At 49.7% G+C, this 20233-nt stretch carries 18 protein-coding genes and 2 pseudogenes; 7 read left to right on the top strand and 13 right to left on the bottom strand.

What is annotated here, in order from left to right; genetic code table 11:
• Positions 1 to 9: 9 nt before the first annotated feature.
• Positions 10 to 1578: a carboxylesterase/lipase family protein gene (locus NG42_RS08720; RefSeq protein WP_052898985.1), complete on the bottom strand. Its 1569-nt coding sequence runs from the start codon at positions 1576 to 1578 to the stop codon at positions 10 to 12.
• 440 nt (positions 1579 to 2018) lie between these two features.
• Here NG42_RS08720 and NG42_RS08715 point away from each other — a divergent pair, with 440 nt between their 5' ends.
• The 4 genes from NG42_RS08715 (at position 2019) to grxB (ending at position 4417) form a co-directional block, all read left to right on the top strand.
• Positions 2019 to 2939 (top strand): LysR family transcriptional regulator, encoded by a 921-nt coding sequence (locus NG42_RS08715; RefSeq protein WP_052898924.1) that lies wholly within the window; start codon positions 2019 to 2021, stop codon positions 2937 to 2939.
• A 122-nt stretch (positions 2940 to 3061) separates the two neighbouring features.
• Positions 3062 to 3259, top strand: coding sequence for a tautomerase family protein (locus NG42_RS08710; protein ID WP_052898923.1), 198 nt, complete (start codon positions 3062 to 3064; stop codon positions 3257 to 3259).
• Between the two features lie 124 nt (positions 3260 to 3383).
• Positions 3384 to 3737: a putative quinol monooxygenase gene (locus tag NG42_RS08705; RefSeq protein ID WP_052898922.1), complete on the top strand. Its 354-nt coding sequence runs from the start codon at positions 3384 to 3386 to the stop codon at positions 3735 to 3737.
• Between the two features lie 32 nt (positions 3738 to 3769).
• Positions 3770 to 4417: a glutaredoxin 2 gene (grxB, locus tag NG42_RS08700; protein WP_052898984.1), complete on the top strand. Its 648-nt coding sequence runs from the start codon at positions 3770 to 3772 to the stop codon at positions 4415 to 4417.
• A 25-nt stretch (positions 4418 to 4442) separates the two neighbouring features.
• On the opposite strand, the gene NG42_RS08695 is transcribed toward grxB, so the two are convergent.
• Positions 4443 to 5411, bottom strand: a complete 969-nt coding sequence (locus NG42_RS08695) for a LysR family transcriptional regulator (RefSeq protein WP_241488330.1) — start codon at positions 5409 to 5411, stop codon at positions 4443 to 4445.
• Positions 5412 to 5422: 11 nt separating this feature from the next.
• Between NG42_RS08695 and NG42_RS08690 the strand changes: the two genes are divergently transcribed.
• Positions 5423 to 5890, top strand: coding sequence for a hypothetical protein (locus NG42_RS08690; RefSeq protein ID WP_052898920.1), 468 nt, complete (start codon positions 5423 to 5425; stop codon positions 5888 to 5890).
• 76 nt (positions 5891 to 5966) lie between these two features.
• Here the strand turns inward: NG42_RS08690 and NG42_RS21925 are convergent.
• A pseudogene (locus NG42_RS21925) lies at positions 5967 to 6152 on the bottom strand (S-(hydroxymethyl)glutathione dehydrogenase); the annotation flags it as partial.
• A pseudogene (locus NG42_RS08685) lies at positions 6115 to 6599 on the bottom strand (transposase); the annotation flags it as partial. The pseudogenes NG42_RS21925 and NG42_RS08685, both read right to left, overlap by 38 nt.
• A 488-nt stretch (positions 6600 to 7087) precedes the next feature.
• On the opposite strand from NG42_RS08685, the gene NG42_RS08680 reads away from it, so the two are divergent.
• A complete protein-coding gene (locus NG42_RS08680; protein WP_052898919.1) occupies positions 7088 to 7975 on the top strand; it encodes a GntR family transcriptional regulator in 888 nt (295 codons plus the stop codon).
• A gap of 38 nt (positions 7976 to 8013) precedes the next feature.
• On the opposite strand, the gene NG42_RS08675 is transcribed toward NG42_RS08680, so the two are convergent.
• Together NG42_RS08675 and phbB are read right to left on the bottom strand one after the other, a co-directional pair.
• Positions 8014 to 9351: a CitMHS family transporter gene (locus NG42_RS08675; protein ID WP_052898918.1), complete on the bottom strand. Its 1338-nt coding sequence runs from the start codon at positions 9349 to 9351 to the stop codon at positions 8014 to 8016.
• 82 nt (positions 9352 to 9433) lie between these two features.
• Positions 9434 to 10177, bottom strand: coding sequence for an acetoacetyl-CoA reductase (phbB, locus tag NG42_RS08670; protein ID WP_007886565.1), 744 nt, complete (start codon positions 10175 to 10177; stop codon positions 9434 to 9436).
• Between the two features lie 317 nt (positions 10178 to 10494).
• Here phbB and NG42_RS08665 point away from each other — a divergent pair, with 317 nt between their 5' ends.
• Positions 10495 to 11601, top strand: a complete 1107-nt coding sequence (locus NG42_RS08665) for a lactonase family protein (protein ID WP_052898917.1) — start codon at positions 10495 to 10497, stop codon at positions 11599 to 11601.
• A 1-nt stretch (position 11602) separates the two neighbouring features.
• Here the strand turns inward: NG42_RS08665 and NG42_RS08660 are convergent, their stop codons facing one another.
• The 7 genes from NG42_RS08660 to NG42_RS08630 form a co-directional block, all read right to left on the bottom strand.
• The gene (locus NG42_RS08660) at positions 11603 to 12556 is read right to left on the bottom strand and encodes a LysR family transcriptional regulator (protein ID WP_052898916.1); all 954 of its coding nucleotides are present in this window, start codon (positions 12554 to 12556) and stop codon (positions 11603 to 11605) included.
• Positions 12557 to 12564: 8 nt separating this feature from the next.
• The gene (gene acnA / locus NG42_RS08655; RefSeq protein WP_052898915.1) at positions 12565 to 15213 is read right to left on the bottom strand and encodes an aconitate hydratase; all 2649 of its coding nucleotides are present in this window, start codon (positions 15211 to 15213) and stop codon (positions 12565 to 12567) included.
• 123 nt (positions 15214 to 15336) lie between these two features.
• Positions 15337 to 16047, bottom strand: a complete 711-nt coding sequence (locus NG42_RS08650) for a transporter substrate-binding domain-containing protein (RefSeq protein WP_052898914.1) — start codon at positions 16045 to 16047, stop codon at positions 15337 to 15339.
• Positions 16007 to 17392: an MFS transporter gene (locus tag NG42_RS08645; RefSeq protein WP_052898913.1), complete on the bottom strand. Its 1386-nt coding sequence runs from the start codon at positions 17390 to 17392 to the stop codon at positions 16007 to 16009. Before NG42_RS08645 ends, NG42_RS08650 begins: the two co-directional genes overlap by 41 nt.
• 26 nt (positions 17393 to 17418) lie before the next feature.
• A complete protein-coding gene (locus NG42_RS08640) occupies positions 17419 to 18294 on the bottom strand; it encodes an amidohydrolase family protein (RefSeq protein WP_052898912.1) in 876 nt (291 codons plus the stop codon).
• A 35-nt stretch (positions 18295 to 18329) separates the two neighbouring features.
• Positions 18330 to 18986: an aspartate/glutamate racemase family protein gene (locus tag NG42_RS08635; RefSeq protein ID WP_052898911.1), complete on the bottom strand. Its 657-nt coding sequence runs from the start codon at positions 18984 to 18986 to the stop codon at positions 18330 to 18332.
• A gap of 55 nt (positions 18987 to 19041) precedes the next feature.
• Positions 19042 to 20112 (bottom strand): isocitrate/isopropylmalate dehydrogenase family protein, encoded by a 1071-nt coding sequence (locus NG42_RS08630; RefSeq protein WP_052898910.1) that lies wholly within the window; start codon positions 20110 to 20112, stop codon positions 19042 to 19044.
• Between the last annotated feature and the right edge of the window lie 121 nt (positions 20113 to 20233).

Below are 20233 nucleotides of genomic sequence, written 5' to 3'. Positions count from 1 at the left end.
CTGATTATTTTATTGTTGACGTTGCAATCGTTGATTAATAAACACCACATCATCCCAGTCAATAACCGGCTGCATTTTACTTTCTCCAGAGATATGCATCTCTTGTGGCAACGCGGGATCATATTTTTGCCACAACAGGTGTTCAGGCGGTATATATTCTGGATTAGGATTGCCATATTTAATGAAGTTAATCCACGCTGCCTGCATCTCGCTGGCAACTTTTTTTGCTTCATCATTCCATGCTTCAGAATCGATAAGATTATTGAAAATAAACTTCAGCTCAGAGCCATGAATCACGCCCAGTCCCGTCGGGGCGATATCCGGGTCGATATAGTCAAAATGATAAATATAGACATCGCGATGACGTGCTAACGCCCTGGCATACAGATAAAGACCGCTGCGCAATAATCCCAGGGTGATGAGCTGATTCATGCGTTCGGCTGCGCTGTAATCCTTGTTAACCGGAAAACGCTGCAAAATCTCATCGGCAGTAGAACCGAAGGCACTTTTAATTAATGAGACGTAGTGCTGTTCAGTTGCATCTGACGGGACGAAAAGGCTGCCTTCATCCGTATTAAATCCCGCCAGCAATCTGACTGGGTTAATCTCACCTTTTTTAAGCGTATCGACAGGGTCTGGATGATAAACATGCCCATCTGGCACTGGCCAGAAACCCGCTATCTGCGGCGGCTGCAGCGTGACTTCAGAGGTGACGGCCAATAATCTGTCAACGGGCATCACTCTCAATGCGGCCAGTCCTGACGCGTTATCTTCCAGATTCAGCTGAGCAAAAAAACGCGATGCTGCGATTTTAGCCTGGTCGAGTGAAAGCACATTTTCAGGTGCGACCGCGGTGGCATTAGGCAGGCTACCACTTTGCATAATAGCCTGTTCAAATAAGCCTTTCGCAAGGGGCGACATGATCAGCGTGCTCACCGCACAGGAGCCCGCGGACTCTCCGCCGACCGTGACGCGGGAAGGGTCACCACCAAATGCCCGAATGTTTTCCTGGACCCATTTGAGTGCCTCAATAATATCCAGAAGCCCCCAGTTTCCCGTGGTGCCATGCTGCTGGTACGCAGCTGATGAGGGCAAAAAGCCCAACGTCCCCAGACGATAGTTCAGGGTGACAACAACAATCCCCTGTTGCGCCAGGTGTTTTCCTTCGTAAAGCGGCTGGGAGCCACTTCCTGACATATAGCCGCCACCATGAATGAAGACGTAAACTGGCAATGCCGCTGTGCTGCGGGCTTCAGGACTCCAGATATTCAGATAAAGGCAGTCTTCGGAGAAGTTACCATCGCCGCCTTGATGGCTCATTGGCCCAAACTGAGTCGCATCCCTGACGCCTTCCCAGGGTTTCATTCTGGCCGGAGGAGCAAAACGACGCGCTCCTGTAGGAGGTTGCGCATAAGGAATGCCGCGATAAATAGACACGCCTTCGTGCTGGCTGCCACGAAGCTTTCCGCCAGGTGAGTCGATTTCGTGTGGAACTTCTTCTGGCCATTGCGGCGCACTGACCGGCGTCAGAAAATCCGACAACCAGCGGTTAAGGCCCGTTCGCTTATTCTCTTCCATAGTATTAACCTCAATATTCATGAAGACAGCCCAATCATCCTGGATTGCCGCGTTAATAAGTGACACCTTAGATTCGGAACAAAACGAAATAAATGACAAATTCAAACATGCTTTATATATGATTTGTTTTTAATGGGAAGTGACTGTTGAACCTGAGGGCTTCCTTTTCACGGATCCGAATAGTGGCTGGAAATCCCCTGCTTTCTGGATGATTGGTTTGATCGTTAGGGTACTGACAGGCGACGGTAAGTTTGCCTTCAAACCTAAGCCAGTAACAAAATAAGCTTCATGAAAGGGTGAACAAGTTGTTCGCCATTCAACCTTTATCATCCTCGCATCACGCCAGTTTCCCTCCCGTCTGATTTGATCCTGCGTGTGCGTTGTTTTGCACTTCGACTTTGCGCTAAAGTAACCCTCTGATTTTTATCCAGGCGCCCACGATGCCAACCGTGATTTCTACCGAATCTTTCAGCAGCATCGTCCATTTTGTGACGGCCGCAAATTCAAGTAGCTTTACCGAAGCCGCTGAACTGCTGGGCGTGTCGAAATCGGCAATAGGCAAAAGTATTCAGCGACTTGAGCATAATCTCGGCATCCCACTCTTTCATCGCACCACGCGTAAAATCAGCCTGACCACCGAAGGCGAAGCGTATCTGGCAAGCTGCCAGAGTGCGCTGGAAACGCTACAAATGGCAGAGATGGCGCTGCGTTCAAAGCTTACGGAACCCACTGGCACCGTGAGAATTGACCTGCCAGCGGCTTTTGGCCGCTCGGTGATGATGCCGGTGCTGATGGACATGACAAAACGCTATCCGCATCTGAAGCTGACCATCACCTTTAACGACCGCATCATTGACCCGCTGGATATTGGTTTCGATCTCGCCATCCGCTTTGGTCCGGTGAAAGACACAACCGATCTCATCGCGCGCAAGCTGAACGATCAGCATCTGATTATCTGCGCGTCTCCCGACTATCTTACCGCTTACGGCACACCTGAAACGTTGGCCGATCTTGCGCATCACCATTGTCTTATGGCCTGGCGCGGCGGAGCACCGCTTAGCTGGCTTATCCGTGACGAGAACGGGAAAGACATCAGACTTAAACTCGCGCCTTTTCATCAAATCAGTGATGGTGATGTGATGATCGATGCCTGTATTGCCGGAGCCGGTTTAATTCAGTTTCCCGCAGCGTTATTGCGGCCACATATACAGAGCGGCAAATTAGTGCCGCTGCTTGCTGGCTGCAATCCTGCGCCCACCGAGCTCAATGTGATATGGCCCCGCGCTCGTCATTTGCTGCCAGGCGTACGTTTCATCATTGATGAGTTGATTGAGTTAGCCGCACAAAAAGCATTCGAATGATTGTAGACATCAGTTCTACACTCTGTCCTCTTTTAGCCTGTTTATCTACTTAAGTTCCCCGCGTAGGATTTCTTCAACGTCAGGTTACCTGACAATTTATCAACTTATGAAGGGGTTCTACCGTGCCAGTAGTTAATATCCAGATGTTCGACGGTCGTGATGATGCTAAACCTGCTATCGCTAAAGCGGTGACTGAAGCTATCGCAACTCATGCCAACGTTGCTCCACAGTATGTCTATGTCATTTTCAACGATGTAACCACCGACAACTGGGCAATTTCAGGTGAGATTTTTGCTGAGACGCTGAAAAAGTCGAGCTGACATTCAGCGACTTTAGTCATACCCGCCGTTATGCCTCCACGCATAACGGCATATTCCACTTTCGGGAAATCTCCCCCCTCTCTTCTTTGCACGTTCGCCTGCTCCCACACTTCTGGAGAATACGATGAAAAATGAAATCACCTGTGTGTTTAACCTGGCCGTCAGTGACGGACAATTCCCTGCGTTTAAAGAATTAGTTGCACGCGTGGTAGAAGCCACGAGTAAAGAAGCTGGCACGCTGAGCTATATCTATAGTGTCAGCGACGATCAGAAAACGGCACATATCGTTGAGCGTTATCGTCAGGAAGATTTGGTGAGCCATGTTGATCACACATTCGCACCTTTCGCCGAAACGTTTCTCTCTTTAGTCACCATCACCGGCCTGACGGTTTACGGCGAACCTGATGATGAAATTCGCAAGCGATTAGATCCGTTTGGTGCCGTGTATATGAAACCTTTTGATGGATTTACACGTTGATTTTTGGCTTACAGACTACGAATGACGCTATTATGAAACTTTATGTTTACGATCACTGCCCGTTCTGCGTACGTTCACGCATGATCTTTGGTTTGAAAGATGTTGCGTGTGAAATCATTACTCTGCCAAATAATGATGAAGAAACGCCAACGCGCCTAATCGGCAAAAAAATGCTTCCTGTCCTGGTCACTGAAAGCAATGAAGCGATTGGTGAGAGTATGGATATCGTCATATACATTGATGAGGCCTACGGTGCGTCTGTCCTCACAGTGCCTGACAATTCAGCCATCGAAGCCTGGATGGAAGAAGCGATAAAACTGATTTATCCGCTGGCGATCCCACGCTGGGCAAGCTCGGACTTTGAAGAGTTCCGTCAGGATGTGGCGAGACAATATTTCGTTAACAAGAAAGAAGCCGTTTTTGGCTCATTTTCGTGCTTGCTGGAACACACCGAAATCATGGTTACTGAGATAAATGAAAAACTCGCGGTTCTTGAGTTGTTGTTCTCGCAGCAAGAGCGAGATACCGGGCATTTCTCGCTAACGGATATCCGACTTTTCCCACTGCTGCGCTCGTTATCCATCGTTAAAGGGGTTCATTGGCCGTCACGAGTCAATGCATGGCGAAGAGAGATGGCCGTAAGATCCCAGGTTAATCTCAATGATGACATCGCTATCTGAGTCAGCGCATACGGGCGGCGGATATTCAGAGTCGCCCGGAACCAAAGTGGTCAGATGCAAAATCAAGGAAGCTGCGTACTTTAGGCGTCAGGCGACGATCGGGTGCATGGAGAATATGCAAGGGACGCGTAGGAATTTTAAAATCGCCCAATACCTGAACCAAACTGCCTTCCTCAATCAATGGCATGACCAGTTCAGCAGGTTGTAGCGCGACGCCCTGTCCGGCGCGCGCTGCATTAATGAGTGCTTCTCCGCTGTCCAGCATTAAACGGCCCTCAACGGCGACTCGTAACCTCCCCTCGGTGCTTTCAAACTCCCAGTGTGTTCTCAATGAGGTATGGCTGAAAATCAGGCACTCGTGCTGGCTGAGATTGCTGGGATGAACCAATGGCGGCGCCTCATTCAGGTAAGCTTGTGAAGCACAAGCAACCAGCTGATAAGGGTGTAACGCCCGGGCGACCAAACCACTGTCAGGTAAATGTCCAACCCGAAAAACGATGTCAAATCCTTCATCAATCAGATCAACCATCCTGTTTGCCAGCATCAGTTCAACGGTAACGTCAGGGTTCTGCTTCAGGTAAACCGGCAATAACGGTGCCAGCGCATGTACGCCGAATGTAACCGGGGCATTAATACGGATGCGGCCACGTGGTGTCGCCCGCGTCTCAGCAGCAAAGGATTCAGCTGCTTCGAGCTCTGCAAGAATAATTTTTGCCCGCTCATAGAAGTCTCGGCCGGCTTCAGTCACGCTATGTTGACGAGTGGTACGGTTTATCAGGCGAACGCCCAGATGTTGTTCGAGAAAGGAAACGTTTTTTCCAACCAGCTGTGGAGACATATCCAGAGCTTCAGCGGCGGCGGTAAATGAGCCCAGCTCCACGGAGCGCGTGAAAACCGTCATACTGGTAAGACGATCCATTATAAACATCCTGTTGTAGATGAGCCAATTAGTGATATTTATGATGTCATCTATTGGTAACGCGTACAACGTCAAGCAGACGCTTAATGTCTCCTTTAAAAAATGAGAGTGTAAAAATGATAAACATTGAATTTTCCCTATTGCGTGAAAGCACACAATTTGTCTGGACAGAGTCGGGAAAGAGAATCGATATAGCGAAAGGACTGGATTACATTCTGTCAGGAATAAACGCGGAGACATCCCTAACCGCGTGGCATCTGGAAATGATGATTTATCGCACCGAGGAGATTATTGAAGCCGATTCGACAATCAGACCGATCCACGGTGAGGCAATGAGCCGAGATCCCTTGTTGAAGAGCGTAGTGGATAACTACCTTGCAGGTGCATCGTTAGCCACGCCTGAGCACATTGAAGAGGCTTTCAATAAACTGGCAGATAATATTTCCTGTCATCCACTCTCCTTGTCGGATGAGGCGCTAGAGGTTCTTGCAGGATTCGTGTTTATCCGGGAGATAACGCACCACCTCGGAATTACGGCTATCCATTCCGCATGACTTTCAGGCATAAAAAAGCCGGTTACTGCAAACCGGCAAGGCACCAGGCAATCATATGGCGTCAACGCCAGTTCAGTTATTCGTGCATCAGGTCAAATACATCATTGATGTCATCAAGTGGCATTGTGTGAGTTCCCCATGGCTTCAGCTCAATATCACCCTTCATAGCCTCTTCAACCCTTCCCGGCAGCTGACTGCGGCCATTAATGCCACCGAATGCTGCGCCTTTCCACTGACGTCCAGTGACCAGCGGGAATAGCCGCTCCGTCGGGTTGAACTTCCTGGGCGTGATTTTTTGGCGAGAGTTCAGTCGCAACCTGCCGTATCAGCGGCATTTGCCTGAACATCATGCGTTCCAGCGCATCACCAATATTCTTCAGAAGATGCCAGCGGTCGTCGACCTGCTTTGCCTGGGGAGCCCCCTCGTGTGCCGCTGTCGCATAGATGCCACCGCCATCACGTGACACAACCTGTATCTTCGGATACTGCCTGAACCAGACCATAAGCGTGCGCTGTTGGCGACCGGAAAGCAGTACCAGAGGACGGAGGGTATCGACAACGTGACGGCTCGGGTCTTTATGCCATAGGTTTTGCTGCCCGAGCCCCGGCTTCACCTCCGGCGATTAACCCCAACTGCAGCTGAAGTTCCTGCAAAAAAATGAGATGACTGCTGTCGCGAACCGGTAAACGGTGCCCGTAATTCGGCAAAAGGTAAAATTATCCGAAGTGATGCCATGTTAGTTATCCTTAACTCAAAACAACTTAGATCTCTGTTAGCCCATAAGTTTCATCTAATTTTTACCACCCAAGTTGCGGAAGACCCACTTTTGCACCGTTGGTGACAGCATTCCGCATTCTTCGAAAGAAATATAGTCATCAGTTTGTCTGCATGCCCTGAGTCACCTGACAGAGTAATTTTCAGAATATGAATGGCGATATTTCGCTTAAAGCTGCCTGTTACCCCCTGCCGGCTCAAAAAGCAGTCTTAGCGAGGGATATTTTCTGTTTTATAAGCGGCCCCATTATGCAGTTATCATCAGATTGCTTTTCGTAATAAGAAGAAGGTGATAAAAAACAAAAAAAACAATCAGTTACTCGAATAAAAAACGGTTTTTTATAATTGCATTTCATACAATCTAAATGCAATAATGTTGTTTAATTTTCTACTTCTTCCTGCAAAATTTTGGGGCTTTCTTCATGAAAATAAGCGCTCTTACGGAAAGGCTTTCTCAAAAAATAATCACGATGATCGACAGTGGAGTGCTTGTGCCTGGCGCGCATCTCAGCGTCCCGAAACTTGCAGAAACCTTTGACGTTTCGCGTTCACCCGTGCGTGAGGCCCTGGTTTACCTTGAACACAAAGGCATCCTTGAGCAGCAGCATAACCGTGGTTTTTTTATTAAGCAGGATTACGCTCCTCAACTACCGAGTACCAATAAAAGCGAAGTGGATAACGATATTCCTGAATACTATCAATTAGCGGAAGACTGGCTACAGGATAAAATCGAATCTGAAGTAAACGAACTTTATCTGCTTAAGCGTTACAACCTTTCTAAAACACAGCTCACGACCATTCTCGCACGCGGTATCAGTGAGGGATGGGTTGAACGCAAGCAGGGTTATGGCTGGCGATTTCTGCCGGTTGCCAAGACCAAAGCCGCGCTTGAGCATATCTTCAGCTTCCGCATGGTTATTGAACCAATGGCAATTTTGGAATCCACCTTCAAAGCCCCGCAGAGCAAAATCGATGAGATTAAGCGCGAGCTGGAGATGCTTTTAGAGAGTGGCATTCAGCGTTTATCGCCAACTCAGCTCCAGTTAGCCGGTTACCGCTTTCATGAGACTGTCATCAGTTTTTCAAACAACCCGTTTTTTGAGATATCCCTGCGCAACGTCAACCGCATGCGTCGTTTAATGGATTACCGCATTATGGATGACCGCAGCCGCTACTACGCTGAAGTTAAAGATCATATGCACTTGCTGTCCTTAATTGAGGCCGGGCAACTGATCGAAGCGTCTTATATGATGAAGCAGCATCTCGCTGTCGCGCTAGATAACAAAAAACAACGTAGTATCGGAGTATAAAAAAATGGCCCAAATGGGCCATTTTTTCATCTGCGCCTTTAACCGCCAGGCGAGTAAAGTGGATAAAGACCTAATAGCAAACCCGATGCCAGGAAAATCATGCAGAGCAGGAAAGCCCATTTGAAAGTGTATTTCTGATGGTCACTGAATTCCACTCCGGCCAATCCCACCAACAGATAGGTTGAAGCTACTAACGGACTCAGTAAGTGGATTGGCTGCCCAACCAACGATGCACGGCCAATTTCGGCCGGGTCAATGCCATACACTTTCGCTGCTTCTGCCAGTACCGGCAATACACCGTAATAGAAGGCATCATTCGACATAAAGAAGGTGCCGGGCAAGCTGATCAGTGCCGTAATTGGTGCCAGATAAGGGCCCCATGAATCGGGTAACACATCCAGCAGAGATGCCGACATTGCGGTGACCATTCCAGTACCCGAGAGGATACCGGCAAAAATACCCGCAGCCAGGAAGATTGATGTCTGGTTCAGCGCGGCAGGGGCATGTGCTGCGATACGCTGACGCTGGGCATCAATATGCGGATAGTTGATCAGCAACGCCAGTGCAAATGCCACCATGAACAGCACCGACAGTGGCAGCAACTCCATCACCAGCGATCCCATGAGCAGCAATGTCAGACCCGCGTTAAGCCAGAACAGTTTTGGACGACGCAGCTCTTCATTAACTTCATTGATGGCCGGAAGATAGCTTTCTGCATCATCTTCAGTGACGAACCCGTAGCCATTGGTATTAATACTCAGCTTGCCTAAACGACGGCGTTCACGAATACCGATATACCATGACAGCACCAGTACTCCGACAAAACCACAAACCATAGTTGGAATCAACGGAATAAACAGATCGCTGGATTCGACTTTCAGGGATGCCGCAACGCGAGCCAGTGGACCGCCCCATGGCAGCAAGTTGGTAATACTCCCGGACAGGAAGACCACGCAGGTCAGCGCCAGCGGGTCCAGACGAATACGTTTGAACAACGGCAGCATCGCCGTTACGCAGATCATATAGGTCGTTGAACCGTCACCATCAAGTGACACCATCGCCGCCAGAATCGCGCTGCACATAACCGCTTTAACCGGATCACCATTAATAATCCGTAAAAAAAAGCGAATAATCGGATCAAATAAACCGGTATCAAACATGGTACTGAAGTAGAGAATGGCAAAAATAACCATGATGGCAGTTGGAGCGACTTTTTTAAGCCCCTCAATCATCATCTCGCCCATCTCTCCGCCGAATCCGGCAATCAGAGCAAATATTATTGGAATAATGATCAGTGCGACGAGTGCAGAAAGTTTTTTGGTCATGATTAGGATCATAAAGACCACAATCATGCCATATCCCAGAAGCGAGAGCATAAGAGCCTCCAACGCATATTATTGCTAATATGCGCGATAATTAATTTGACGGAAATTTTGAGCAGGACGTTCTGTTAATTTATTAGCCCATATGCAGGCCGCCGTTAACAGAGAAATCAGCACCCGTGGCAAATCCTGATTCGTCAGATGCCAGCCATGAGCATATAGAGGCTATTTCCTGCGGAGAGCCCAGGCGACGCACTGGAATTTCCTGAACAATCTTATCAATAACCTGCACCGGCGTGACTGTTTTCAGTTTTGACGTAGCCAGATAGCCCGGCGATACCGTGTTTACTGTTACTCCGCGTGCCGAAACTTCGCGTGCCAGGGCGCGAGTAAAACCCCGCACGGCAGATTTTGCCGTAGAGTAGTTAACCTGACCTGTTTGACCAATTTGCGCGTTGACTGAAGAAATATTGATAATACGTCCCCATCCACGCGACATCATGCCATCAACAACTTGTTTAGTGACGTTGAATAATGAGTTCATATTGGTGTTAATAACGGCCTGCCACTCCTGTGGCTGCATATCACGAAATAATACATTCCGTGCCGTACCCGCATTATTAACCAGCACGTCTATCTCACCGATTTCAGCTTTTATTTTGGCAAACGCTTTAACCGTTGATTCCCAATCAGCCACGTTTCCTTCTGATGCGATAAAATCAAATCCCATCTTTTTATTGTCATCAAGCCAGGCGGTTTTACGTTGAGAATTGGGGCCGCATCCTGCAATCACTTTAAAACCATCCTTTGCCAGTCGACGGCAAATAGCGGTTCCGAGGCTTCCCATCCCGGATGTAACATACGCAATACGTTGGGTCATAACCCTTCTCCCAGATGCATTTATGTAACAGTTTTCACGACTTGTTAACAGTAAGCTATCTGCGGTTTTTTTTAGCAATCGCGAGCCGTTGAAATTGTGACCACGATCGTCAATTTTCTGCATTTAAAATCATTCAAATGCAATGATTCATATTGGCAGTGCAATTTTAAACAGCCTGAGATCACGTATTGTCAGCCATAAAACCCCCGCCATAGTTATAATCAACGTTTAAAAACCACAAAATCGTGACATCAATCACAAGTCAGTTTATGCACTTATGATTAAATAAATGCATATAGATTTATCAGGGGTTGTAAATGAATAAGTTTGCCTATGTGGGTTGCCGTACGTCTGAGTGGCGTGGAGCACGTGGAAAGGGAATTGAAGTCTTCCGCATTGATGAGTCAGGTAACTGGCATCACGTCCAACGTGTAACCTCTGTTCAGGAGAATCCTTCCTGGCTCACTCTGGATGAAAAACGAAACCGGCTGTATGTGCTGCACGGAGATGGCACTCAGGTGGCCATTTTTGCGCGCGATCCTATCTCTGGCATGCTGACTCTGTTATCTGAACAAACCACTGGCCCACAGAATCCACATCCCGATCTTGATCCACTGCGACGCAATAATCCGGTGCATGCCGCACTCTCACCCGATGGGCGCCATCTGCTGATTGCTAATCATGAAAGCGGCAACGTGGCAGCATTAGCGTTCGCTGACGATGACGCGCTACTGCCTCCCCACCATTTGGCAATGGTGGAAGGCCACGCTAATGAGGATAACGCTGCGGCCAGCTTGTCACGTCCGCATGAAATTATTTTTGCTCCCGGTAGCGATTACTACGCTCTGCCCATCCAGGGCCGACAGGCCGGGAACGGCATTGATATGGTGCGTATTTATCACTGGCGTGATGGACAGTCATTACTTAATGATGAAGTGCTGTTGCCAGCCGGAAGCTGGCCGCGTCATGTCGACTTCCATCCTCAGGGGAAGTGGCTTTATGGCCTGAGTGAGCTCGGAAGTACGATCACCGTTTACGATTTTGAACAAGAGACGGGAAACATTGCGCTCAAGCAGACGTTGAGCAGCCTACCGGAAGGATTTGAAGCACGTAACGATGCCAGTGAAATCGAAGTGCATCCGTCCGGGCGTTTCTTATATGCCGCCAATCGTGGTCATAACAGTATTGCGGTATTGCGCATAAATCCCCTTGATGGCTGCTTAACGCCTGTTGGATGGGTCTTTTGTGGTGGTAAGACCCCGCGTTTTACAACGATCTCTGCAGATGGATTGTATTTTTACAGCGCTAATGAGGACTCTGACGCTATTCGCATTTTCAGCATTAATCAGGACTCAGGCATGCTTAAAGACACGGGTAAAGAGGTAATTACTGCCAGCCCAACCTGCATTGTGTTTTCCGGGTAACTCAGCGCTTGAGGCCAGCATTGATGAGACTGGCCTCAAGCAACGGCCCCTCTTCGGCACCCATTGCACGTTTCATCGGCGTGACATTTTCGATAAACGCTTTCACCGAGGGTGAAGATAAGGCATAACGCTTTACGCCAACGTATAACTCACGTTTCGCCCATGGCTCGACGAGTGGAATACAGCGCACTGCATCATGATTAGCCACCTGAGCGATTTCATTAACTGGCAAGATGGCTATTCCCAACTGTTGAGCCACCAGTTCGGTCATGGAGACAAAACTGCTGACCCGTAATCCTGTCTGCAGCGTTTTACCCAGCTTTCTCGCTTCACGCTCCAGAATATGGCTCACTGCGCTTTCCCGATGTGGCCCAATCATTTTCTCATCGACACAATCCATTAATTGCAAGGTCGCGCGCTCCGCCAAAGGATGCCCCTGCCACACCAGAACGGACAACTGGTCTTGCTGCCATGGCCAGACTTCAATTCCGGAAGCGGGTGTCCAACTGGAAAAGAAACCGACATCTGCGTCCCCCTGTAGCAAGCCCTGCACGACGCCAATGCCCGTATGTTCTTCAATATCGATATCTGTCTGCGGGTAATGGGCAAGGAACTGACTGATGGCACGCGGCAGATAATGCATCAACGCCGCAGAGATGGTAAAAATGCGAATGTGGCCGCGTACGCCAGCCACGTAATCACTGAGTTCCTCTTCCATTTGGTCGAGATTGCGGAACACCTGGCGCGCGTGAAACAGCAGCGAGTGACCCGCAGGCGTCAACTCGATGCCGCGCGGCAGGCGTAGCATCAGTGGCGTGCCAATTTGCTGTTCAAGTTCTGTTATGCGTTTACTCACGGCTGAGACGGCCAGATGCTTACGGCGTGCGGCACGCGTAAGATTCTGCTCCTCAGCAACAGCGACAAACAGCGAAAGTGAGACCAGATCGTAGCGCATGAACTTCCCTACTCTGTAAGTGTTTGCTGAATAACAAAGGGCAAAATACCGCCATAGCGCAGATAGCGCAGTTCTTGCTGGGAGTCTATCACTGCCTCAAGATTCAGTGCAGCAATCTGCCGGCCCCCACGGCGGATGTAGAGCACCAGCGGCGTCGCTCCCGGCGCGATCATTTCCAGGCCAGTAATATCCAGGACCTCTGTTCCATCCATCTCAGGTAATTTGTCCGCTTCATCGGCAATGAAATGCAGCGGAAGAATGCCCATTCCGATCAAATTCGTGCGGTGGATACGTTCGAAACTATTGGCAATGACGGCTTTAACCCCCATCAATGCCTGCGCTTTAGCAGCCCAGTCACGGCTCGATCCCGCGCCATAGCGCTCGCCCGCCAGCACTACCAGCGGCGTGTCTGTCGCATGCCATGTTTGCGCAGCCTCAAAAGCCGGAAGAATTTGCTGATGAGACGCATCCCAGGCATAACCGCCGCCTCCGCGTTTATCTGCCGGTAACAAACGGTTAGATAGCGCTTTATTGGTAAAAGCACCGCGTACCATCACCTCATGATTACTGCGTCGCGTAGAGTAAAGATTCAGGTCCTGCGGATCTTCATGATGTTCCAGCAACCATTGACCGGCAAGGCTGCCTGCGGAAATCGCACCTGCAGGCGAAATATGATCGGTGGTGACGTCATCGCCAAACCAGAGGAACGCGCGAGCATTGTTAAGCGAAAGCGGTTCGTCAGGGTCACGAGGTAAACGTTCCAGATAGCCCGGCCGACGCAGATAGGTTGAGGTCGACTCCCATGGATAATGTACGCTACCCGGTGCTTCAATTTGCTGCCAGTGCGGGGTTCCCTGCCAGATAAGATTGCGACGCTGGAGGTAATGTTCACGCTTCATCACCCTTGTTACCCACCGTTCAACTTCTTCACGCGCGGGCATTAAATCGCGCATTAAAACCGGCTGATGATGCTCATCGTAGCCAAGCGGGTCGTTCAACATGTCATGCTGCATATTTCCGGCGATAGCCCAGGCAATCACCAATGCTGGCGAGGTGAGATAACCATGGCCGAGGCTGGGATTAACGCGCCGGGGAAAGTTACGGTTCCCCGAAAGCACACACACCGCCTGAAGGCCATCACTCACCAGATTTTCCATTGCCGGTTGTAATGCGCCCGAACTGCCAATGCAGGTCATACAGCCATAACCCGCCACATCGAACCCCACCTTTTCTAACTCGCTAAGCAGGCCAGATTCGCCAAGATAATCGGTAACCGCCCGAGAGCCGGGTGAAAAGGAGGTTTTAACCCACGGCTTCGGTTGCAGTCCGTACTTTGCCGCATTCCTGGCAAATAATGCCGCCTGAATCACCAGGCAGGGATTGGCGGTTGTGGTGCAACTGGTGATGGCTGCGATAGCAACGGCACCTTGTTGAATTGGTTGCGGGTAATCATCATGCTGCCATTGCAAAGCGCGCTCGCTGACTTTCAACGTCTCCATAAAACTTTTCGGTGAATCACTAAGCGGAATTTGTTGATGAGGATTATAAGGCCCCGCCACGCTGGGTTCGATGCTGCCTAAATCCAGCTCAATGCGTTGTGTGAAGTCTGGCTGACGATCCTCCGGATGACGCCAGAGGTGCTGATGTTGCATATAACTGCGAATAATTTCCTGTTTCTCTTCACTGCGGCCCGTCATGTTGACGTACTCTGCGCTCCGCTGGTCAAACGGGAAAAACACCACCGTGGCACCGTATTCCGGGGCCATATTGGCAATGGTGGCACGCGATTCGAGCGGCATGCTGTGGAGTGCTGGACCGGTAAACTCAACAAATTTGCCGACCACGCCGCTTTCACGCAACAGGCGCGTGATGTGCAGAGCCAGATCGCTGTCGCTAACATCTGGCGGCAGCTCACCGGAAACGCAAATCCCCACCACGTCCGGGAAGCGCAGCGTGACCGGTTCTCCAACCAGCGCGGCCTGCCCTTCCAGGCCGCCCACGCCCCAACCCAATACGCCAAGTGCATTAATCATCGGCGTATGGCTGTCGGTTGCAATCATGCAATCGGCATGCAACAACGGTATGGCTTCACGTTCATCCACCGTGACCACTTCAGCAATCGTTTCGAGGTTCATTAAATGAATAATGCCGGTGCCGGGGGGAATGACGCGAAAGTTATCCAGGCTTTTTTCTGCCCAGCGAATAAAGCGATAGCGTTCAGCGTTACGGCGAAAATCAAACTTGAGGTTATCTTCCAGCGCATCAGCATTGGCATAACTTTCAACGATGACCGAATGATCGATGGTTAGCACGGCAGGAATGTGTGGATTGATAGCGCGCGGATCGCCGCCTAACTCAGCAGTAAGATCGCGCATGGCAGCAAAGTCAGCTAATGCCGGTAAACAAGTGGTGTCATGGAACATGAGGCGGTCAGGATAAAACTCAACTTCACCAGGGGAGGAATTCGCAGACAGATAGTTGAGAAATTCAGGCAGCGTTTGCGGTGAGCAACGCGCAACGTTCTCCAGCAGAATGCGGATGCTGTAAGGCAATGCCTGTAGCTGCACCAGCGGTACGATGTTGGTGAGATCAATAAAATGATACAGGCGGTCATTAATAACCAGCGATGAGCGTTCCAGCGTTAAGGGCGATGTCATAAAAACCTTCCGTTACGGCAATCTAATTATGTTCGTCGTTGGATAACGTCTCATGCCATCAAATGAATGAAAATTGAACATTCACTAATTCAGCGTTCTCCAAATGAGAACGCTTAATTGAGTTTAAGCCTCTGCAAGATTTCGGTTAATTATCTCGCTTATAGCGCCATTTTCCTGCCACTTATTCAAATAGTGGCTGATTTCACTATAGAGTTTGTCATGTTTATGCGGCAGACAAATGGCCTGAAAAATCTGACCGAAATTATCGGGCAGAACGCGAAAACCGCTATTGCTGCTGGCTGCACGTTCTAAAGGTTGACGGATCCCAGCCACCATATCGCCTTCTCCATCGAGAAACGCATCAATCGCGGCCTGTGATGATGTGAGTCGATTCAGTTCGGCCTGTTTTAATTCGCGGCTGAGAAACAGATCGTAGGCTGCTCCTTTGCCGACATTGATGACCACGTCCGATTTATCCATCTCGGCCACGCTTTGCCAGTTGCTGCCCTCTCGAACCATCACGGTGCCTTCGATGGTGATATAAGACTGGGTAAACCGCAGCACCTCTTCACGCTTCGGGTCTATCGCCAAAAAGGCGACATCCCAGCGATCGTGAGTGGCATCATCCACCACTTTTCCTGCTGTGGGATACGTAATAAATTGCGCGACTCTTCCCTGTTCAGCCGCAATTTTTTGGGCGATCTCGACAGTAATACCGCCGGGCTGCCCATCGGGCAGCGTTTTGGCCAATACGGCGTTACCTAAATTGATAGCAAAGCGTAGTGGGATTGCGTTATCGGTGGCTGACATGCGGCTCTCCAGAAAAATCATCATCGTGATCCTGTTTCGGCGTTTCAAAATTCAGACGTTGAATTTTTCCGGCCACAAACAGATAACAGCACAGATTGAGGAAAGCGCAGACGCCGACAAAAATCAAAGCGCCATTGAATGAACCGGTATCTTTTATGATGTAGGCAATAATGATTGGCGTAAAAATTCCCGAGATATTGCCAATCATATTGAACAATCCGCCGCTCAGGCCGACCGCCTCTTTCGGTGAGAAGTCAGACACTACGCACCACCCCATCGCACCAAATCCTTTGCCAAAGAAGGCCAGCGACATGATAGCCACCACAACCCATGCGGAATCGACGTAATTACAGATAACCATACTCACGGCTAACAGCATGCCGATAACGATCGGCGTTTTACGTGCGGCTGACAGGCTAAAACCGCGCGCCAGCATGTAATCGGATAGCACGCCGCCCAGCAACGCGCCGGCACATCCACATAAAGCCGGCAGTGATGCGATAAATCCCGCCTTGAGGATGGTCATACCACGGTCATGCACCAGATAAACCGGGAACCACGTCAGGAAAAAGTAGGAAAGCACGGTAAAGAAGAACTGCCCCATGTACACGCCCAGCGCCAGTCGGCTGGTCAGTAATTTACGGGTATAACCTTTGCCGACATTCTCGCCTTTTTTGCTGGCTTTCATGTTGGTCAGACCGCCGCCGGACTGGATATATTCAAGCTCAGCATCGTTAACCAGCGGGTGAACTTTAGGCGTATCGGTGAGTACCCGCGTCATCAACAGCGAGACCAGAATACCGACTGCGCCCATAAACCAGAACACCGACTCCCAACCAAACGAATAGGAGAACCAGCCCATCAACGGTAAGAAGACCACTAATGCAAAATACTGTGCTGCAGTAGTGAATCCGGAAGCTTTACCACGCTCTTTCGCCGGGAACCATGCCGCAAGGAATCGAGAGTTGGCCGGTAGCGTTGGTGCTTCAATCAACCCCATCATAAAGATGAAGCCGAACATCAGTACGCGTGTCACCCACATATTATCGAAAGAGGTGCTGAAACCCACCAAAAAGACGAACAGTGACCAGGTGAAAACCCCGGTTACCAGCACTTTTTTGGAGCCGTAGCGATCCAGTAACCAACCCCCCGGATATTGCCCCAGAACATAGGCCCAGGTGAAGGTTGAGATCAGATAACCGAGCGCCACAATATCCAGCCCGGCAGATTTCACCATATCCGTACCGGCAATTGAGAAGGTTGCTCTATCACCATGATTTAATGCAATACTGAGGAATACCATCAGCAAAATCATATAACGATAATGCGTAGGTCTGTTCTTTTTAGCAGTGGAGTTCAGAGTAATCATAATTTTCGGCCTTGTCTGGCATACGATTAATTAAATCGGTAAAGTTCAGCCGGGTTTTCCACAAATAATTTGTGTCTAACCTGATCGTTATGCGCCCAGTGGTATATTTTCGATAGTATCAATGCATCATCTGGCATATTTTTATTGGCACTTATTAAATTGGGATGTGGCCAGTCACTTCCCCATAAAACACGTTCAGTCGCATCGCGAAGAAAACCGGTAACCAGAGCAGCCATATCAGACACATCATCACGTTGTGACTGATGATAAAGCGCGGAGAGCTTTACCCAGCATTGGCCCTTATCAATCAGCTCCCAAGCCAGCTTCCAAACTGGATGGGCCATCGGCTCAGGCTGCGGTAAACGAAAGTAGTGGTCGATGACCAGATTTCCCGGTACCTGAAGTAGCGTTGATCGCAGCTGCCACAACTGATCGGCAGTGGCGTGGACCTGCACATGCCAGCCACGTTCCGCCACGCGTTGCGCTACGGGGAGCAGCATTTCAGGTGTCGTTGCATTCCCTGCACCAAGATTGAAACGAACGCCAGTAACGCCAGCCAGTTGCAGCGCATCCAGTTCGGCATCACTGACAGCGTCGTTCACCACGGCTTCGCCACGTGCATGGGTGCCAAAAGCGCGTAGTGCATCTGTCAGACAACGGTTATCCGTTCCATAAGATGAGGGCTGCACCAGAATATGACGAGAGTGTCCCAACCATTTTTTAAACTGGTTGTAATCGTTGACGGTCGCGTCAGGTAAATTACGCGTATCATCCGCTGCATAGGGATAACGCCGGTCAAAAATATGGTGATGACAGTCACAGCTATTTTCAGGCAATACGATCTCAGGCGAGTGTGAAATATGGCTATATTTCACATCCACCAAAATATCTCGGCTTTCCACGTTGATGCCTTTTTTAATGAAATCGACTGAATTAATTAATGTGCCATTATTATTTTCAGTTTTGAAACGGCTGCATGTGGACTGCTCAATACCGGACAGTTCACTGCTGACTGAACCTGCTCCCAGGCAATGGCCATCGAGAAGTGCGCAAGGAGGATGGCATCAGCCTCATTATGTTCACGAGCAGCCTGAACAATGAGCTGGTTGTGGCGCTCGGCATCACCTTGCTCGAGAGCATCACGCGCTCCTTCAACCAGCATGCTGGTTAACGTGGCCTCACGATAACCCTCGCGTACCAGTTCATTAAATTCCGCTTCCATCCCGGCGACGGCGGGAGCAAACGTTGCCAGCATGACGATATTTTTACCCTTTGCTAAAGCCGCTTCAAACATGGCTTCGTTTGGCTTAAGTACCGGCATGGTATTTTTCGCTGCGCTGGCGTCAATCGCTTCACCAAATGCAGAGCAGGTAAACAACACTGCACCAGCATCAATGTTGGCAGCATAGTTCACCAGTGAGTCGATCCGCTGAAACAGACGATCGGTCAACACCGTCACCTTACGGCGATCCACACTTAACGCATCATCCAGCAAGTTACTGATTTCAGCTTCTGGCCACTGATCGGCAAAAGCCTTATTTATGGGCTCAACCGCCAGTGGCGTCGCGTGGATTAAAACAATACGTTGATTCATCTTCGGCTCCATGAAAGCAGGCTGCCGCTAAGTGCGGCAACCTCATGACGTTTAATCAGGCGCGAATAGAAGCAGCCACTTTGTCAGCAAAGGCTTTAGTACCACATTTGCCACCCAGGTCCGGCGTGCGGGTTTCTGGGTTTTCCAGCACTTCATCAACGGCACGGCTGATCTCTTCCGCCGCTTTCAGGAATTTTGGCTGGTTGTGTTTCTCTGCATACCATTGCAGCATCATGGCAACCGACAGAATCATCGACACCGGGTTCGCCTTGTCCTGATTCTGAATATCCGGAGCTGATCCATGCTGAGCCTGCGCGCAGCAATGGGTATCACTGGCCATAATTGAACCTGCCAGGCCAAGGCTGCCTGACAATTCACTTGCCAGGTCGCTGATGATGTCACCATAGAAGTTTGTGGCAACCAGCACGTCGAAACGCTCCGGGTTACGCACCAGGTGTGCGGTTGACGCATCAACTAACAGATCGTCCAGCTCAACTTCAGGGAACTCTTTTGCCACGTGACGCACGGCTTCAAGGAACAGGCCATCAGTCATATGGAAGCTGTTAGCTTTATGAATTGCGGTCACTTTTTTGCGACGCTGCATCGCCAGCTCGAAGGCTTTGCGTGCAATGCGCTCAGAGCAATGACGGGTAATTTTACGGGTAGACAGCGCCATATCCGGGCCTGGCATCACTTCACCCCAGCCGCGAGTCATATTGCGGTCTGGATAGAAGCCTTCCGTCGCTTCACGCATGATCACCAGATCCATGGATTTGCCTTCTTTCATATTAGACGTCAGGAAAGGACGAGTGCGCGCCGGACGGACGTTAGCATAGAGATCCAGACCAATACGGAAGCCAGCAGAAACGTTACGGCCGCCTTTTTCCGGTGCTGGATAATCCGCGTGGGACTGGGTACCCAGAATAATGCCGTCATACGTTTTGGCGCGGTCAAGTGATTCCTGGCGCAGCGTAGTGCCGTGTAACTCCAGGCTTTTAAAACCTACGTCTTCGTAGTCGAACTCAAAGTTCAGGCTATACGCTTTATCCAGTGACTCCAGCACAGTTACCGCAGCAGAAGTGATCTCAGGGCCGATACCGTCACAAGGCAGAACCAAAATACGCATAAATACTCCAGATGGTTGGTCAGTTTTCGATTGCATTTTTATACCAATAAATGCACCGAAGGCAAGGTGATTGAGATCACATTTCTGATACAAAAAAAACACATTACAACATTCCTCCATC

The organism is Winslowiella iniecta (assembly GCF_001267535.1).
Classification (GTDB): Bacteria; Pseudomonadota; Gammaproteobacteria; order Enterobacterales; family Enterobacteriaceae; genus Erwinia; species Erwinia iniecta.
This window is presented reverse-complemented; position numbering and strand designations above follow the sequence as displayed.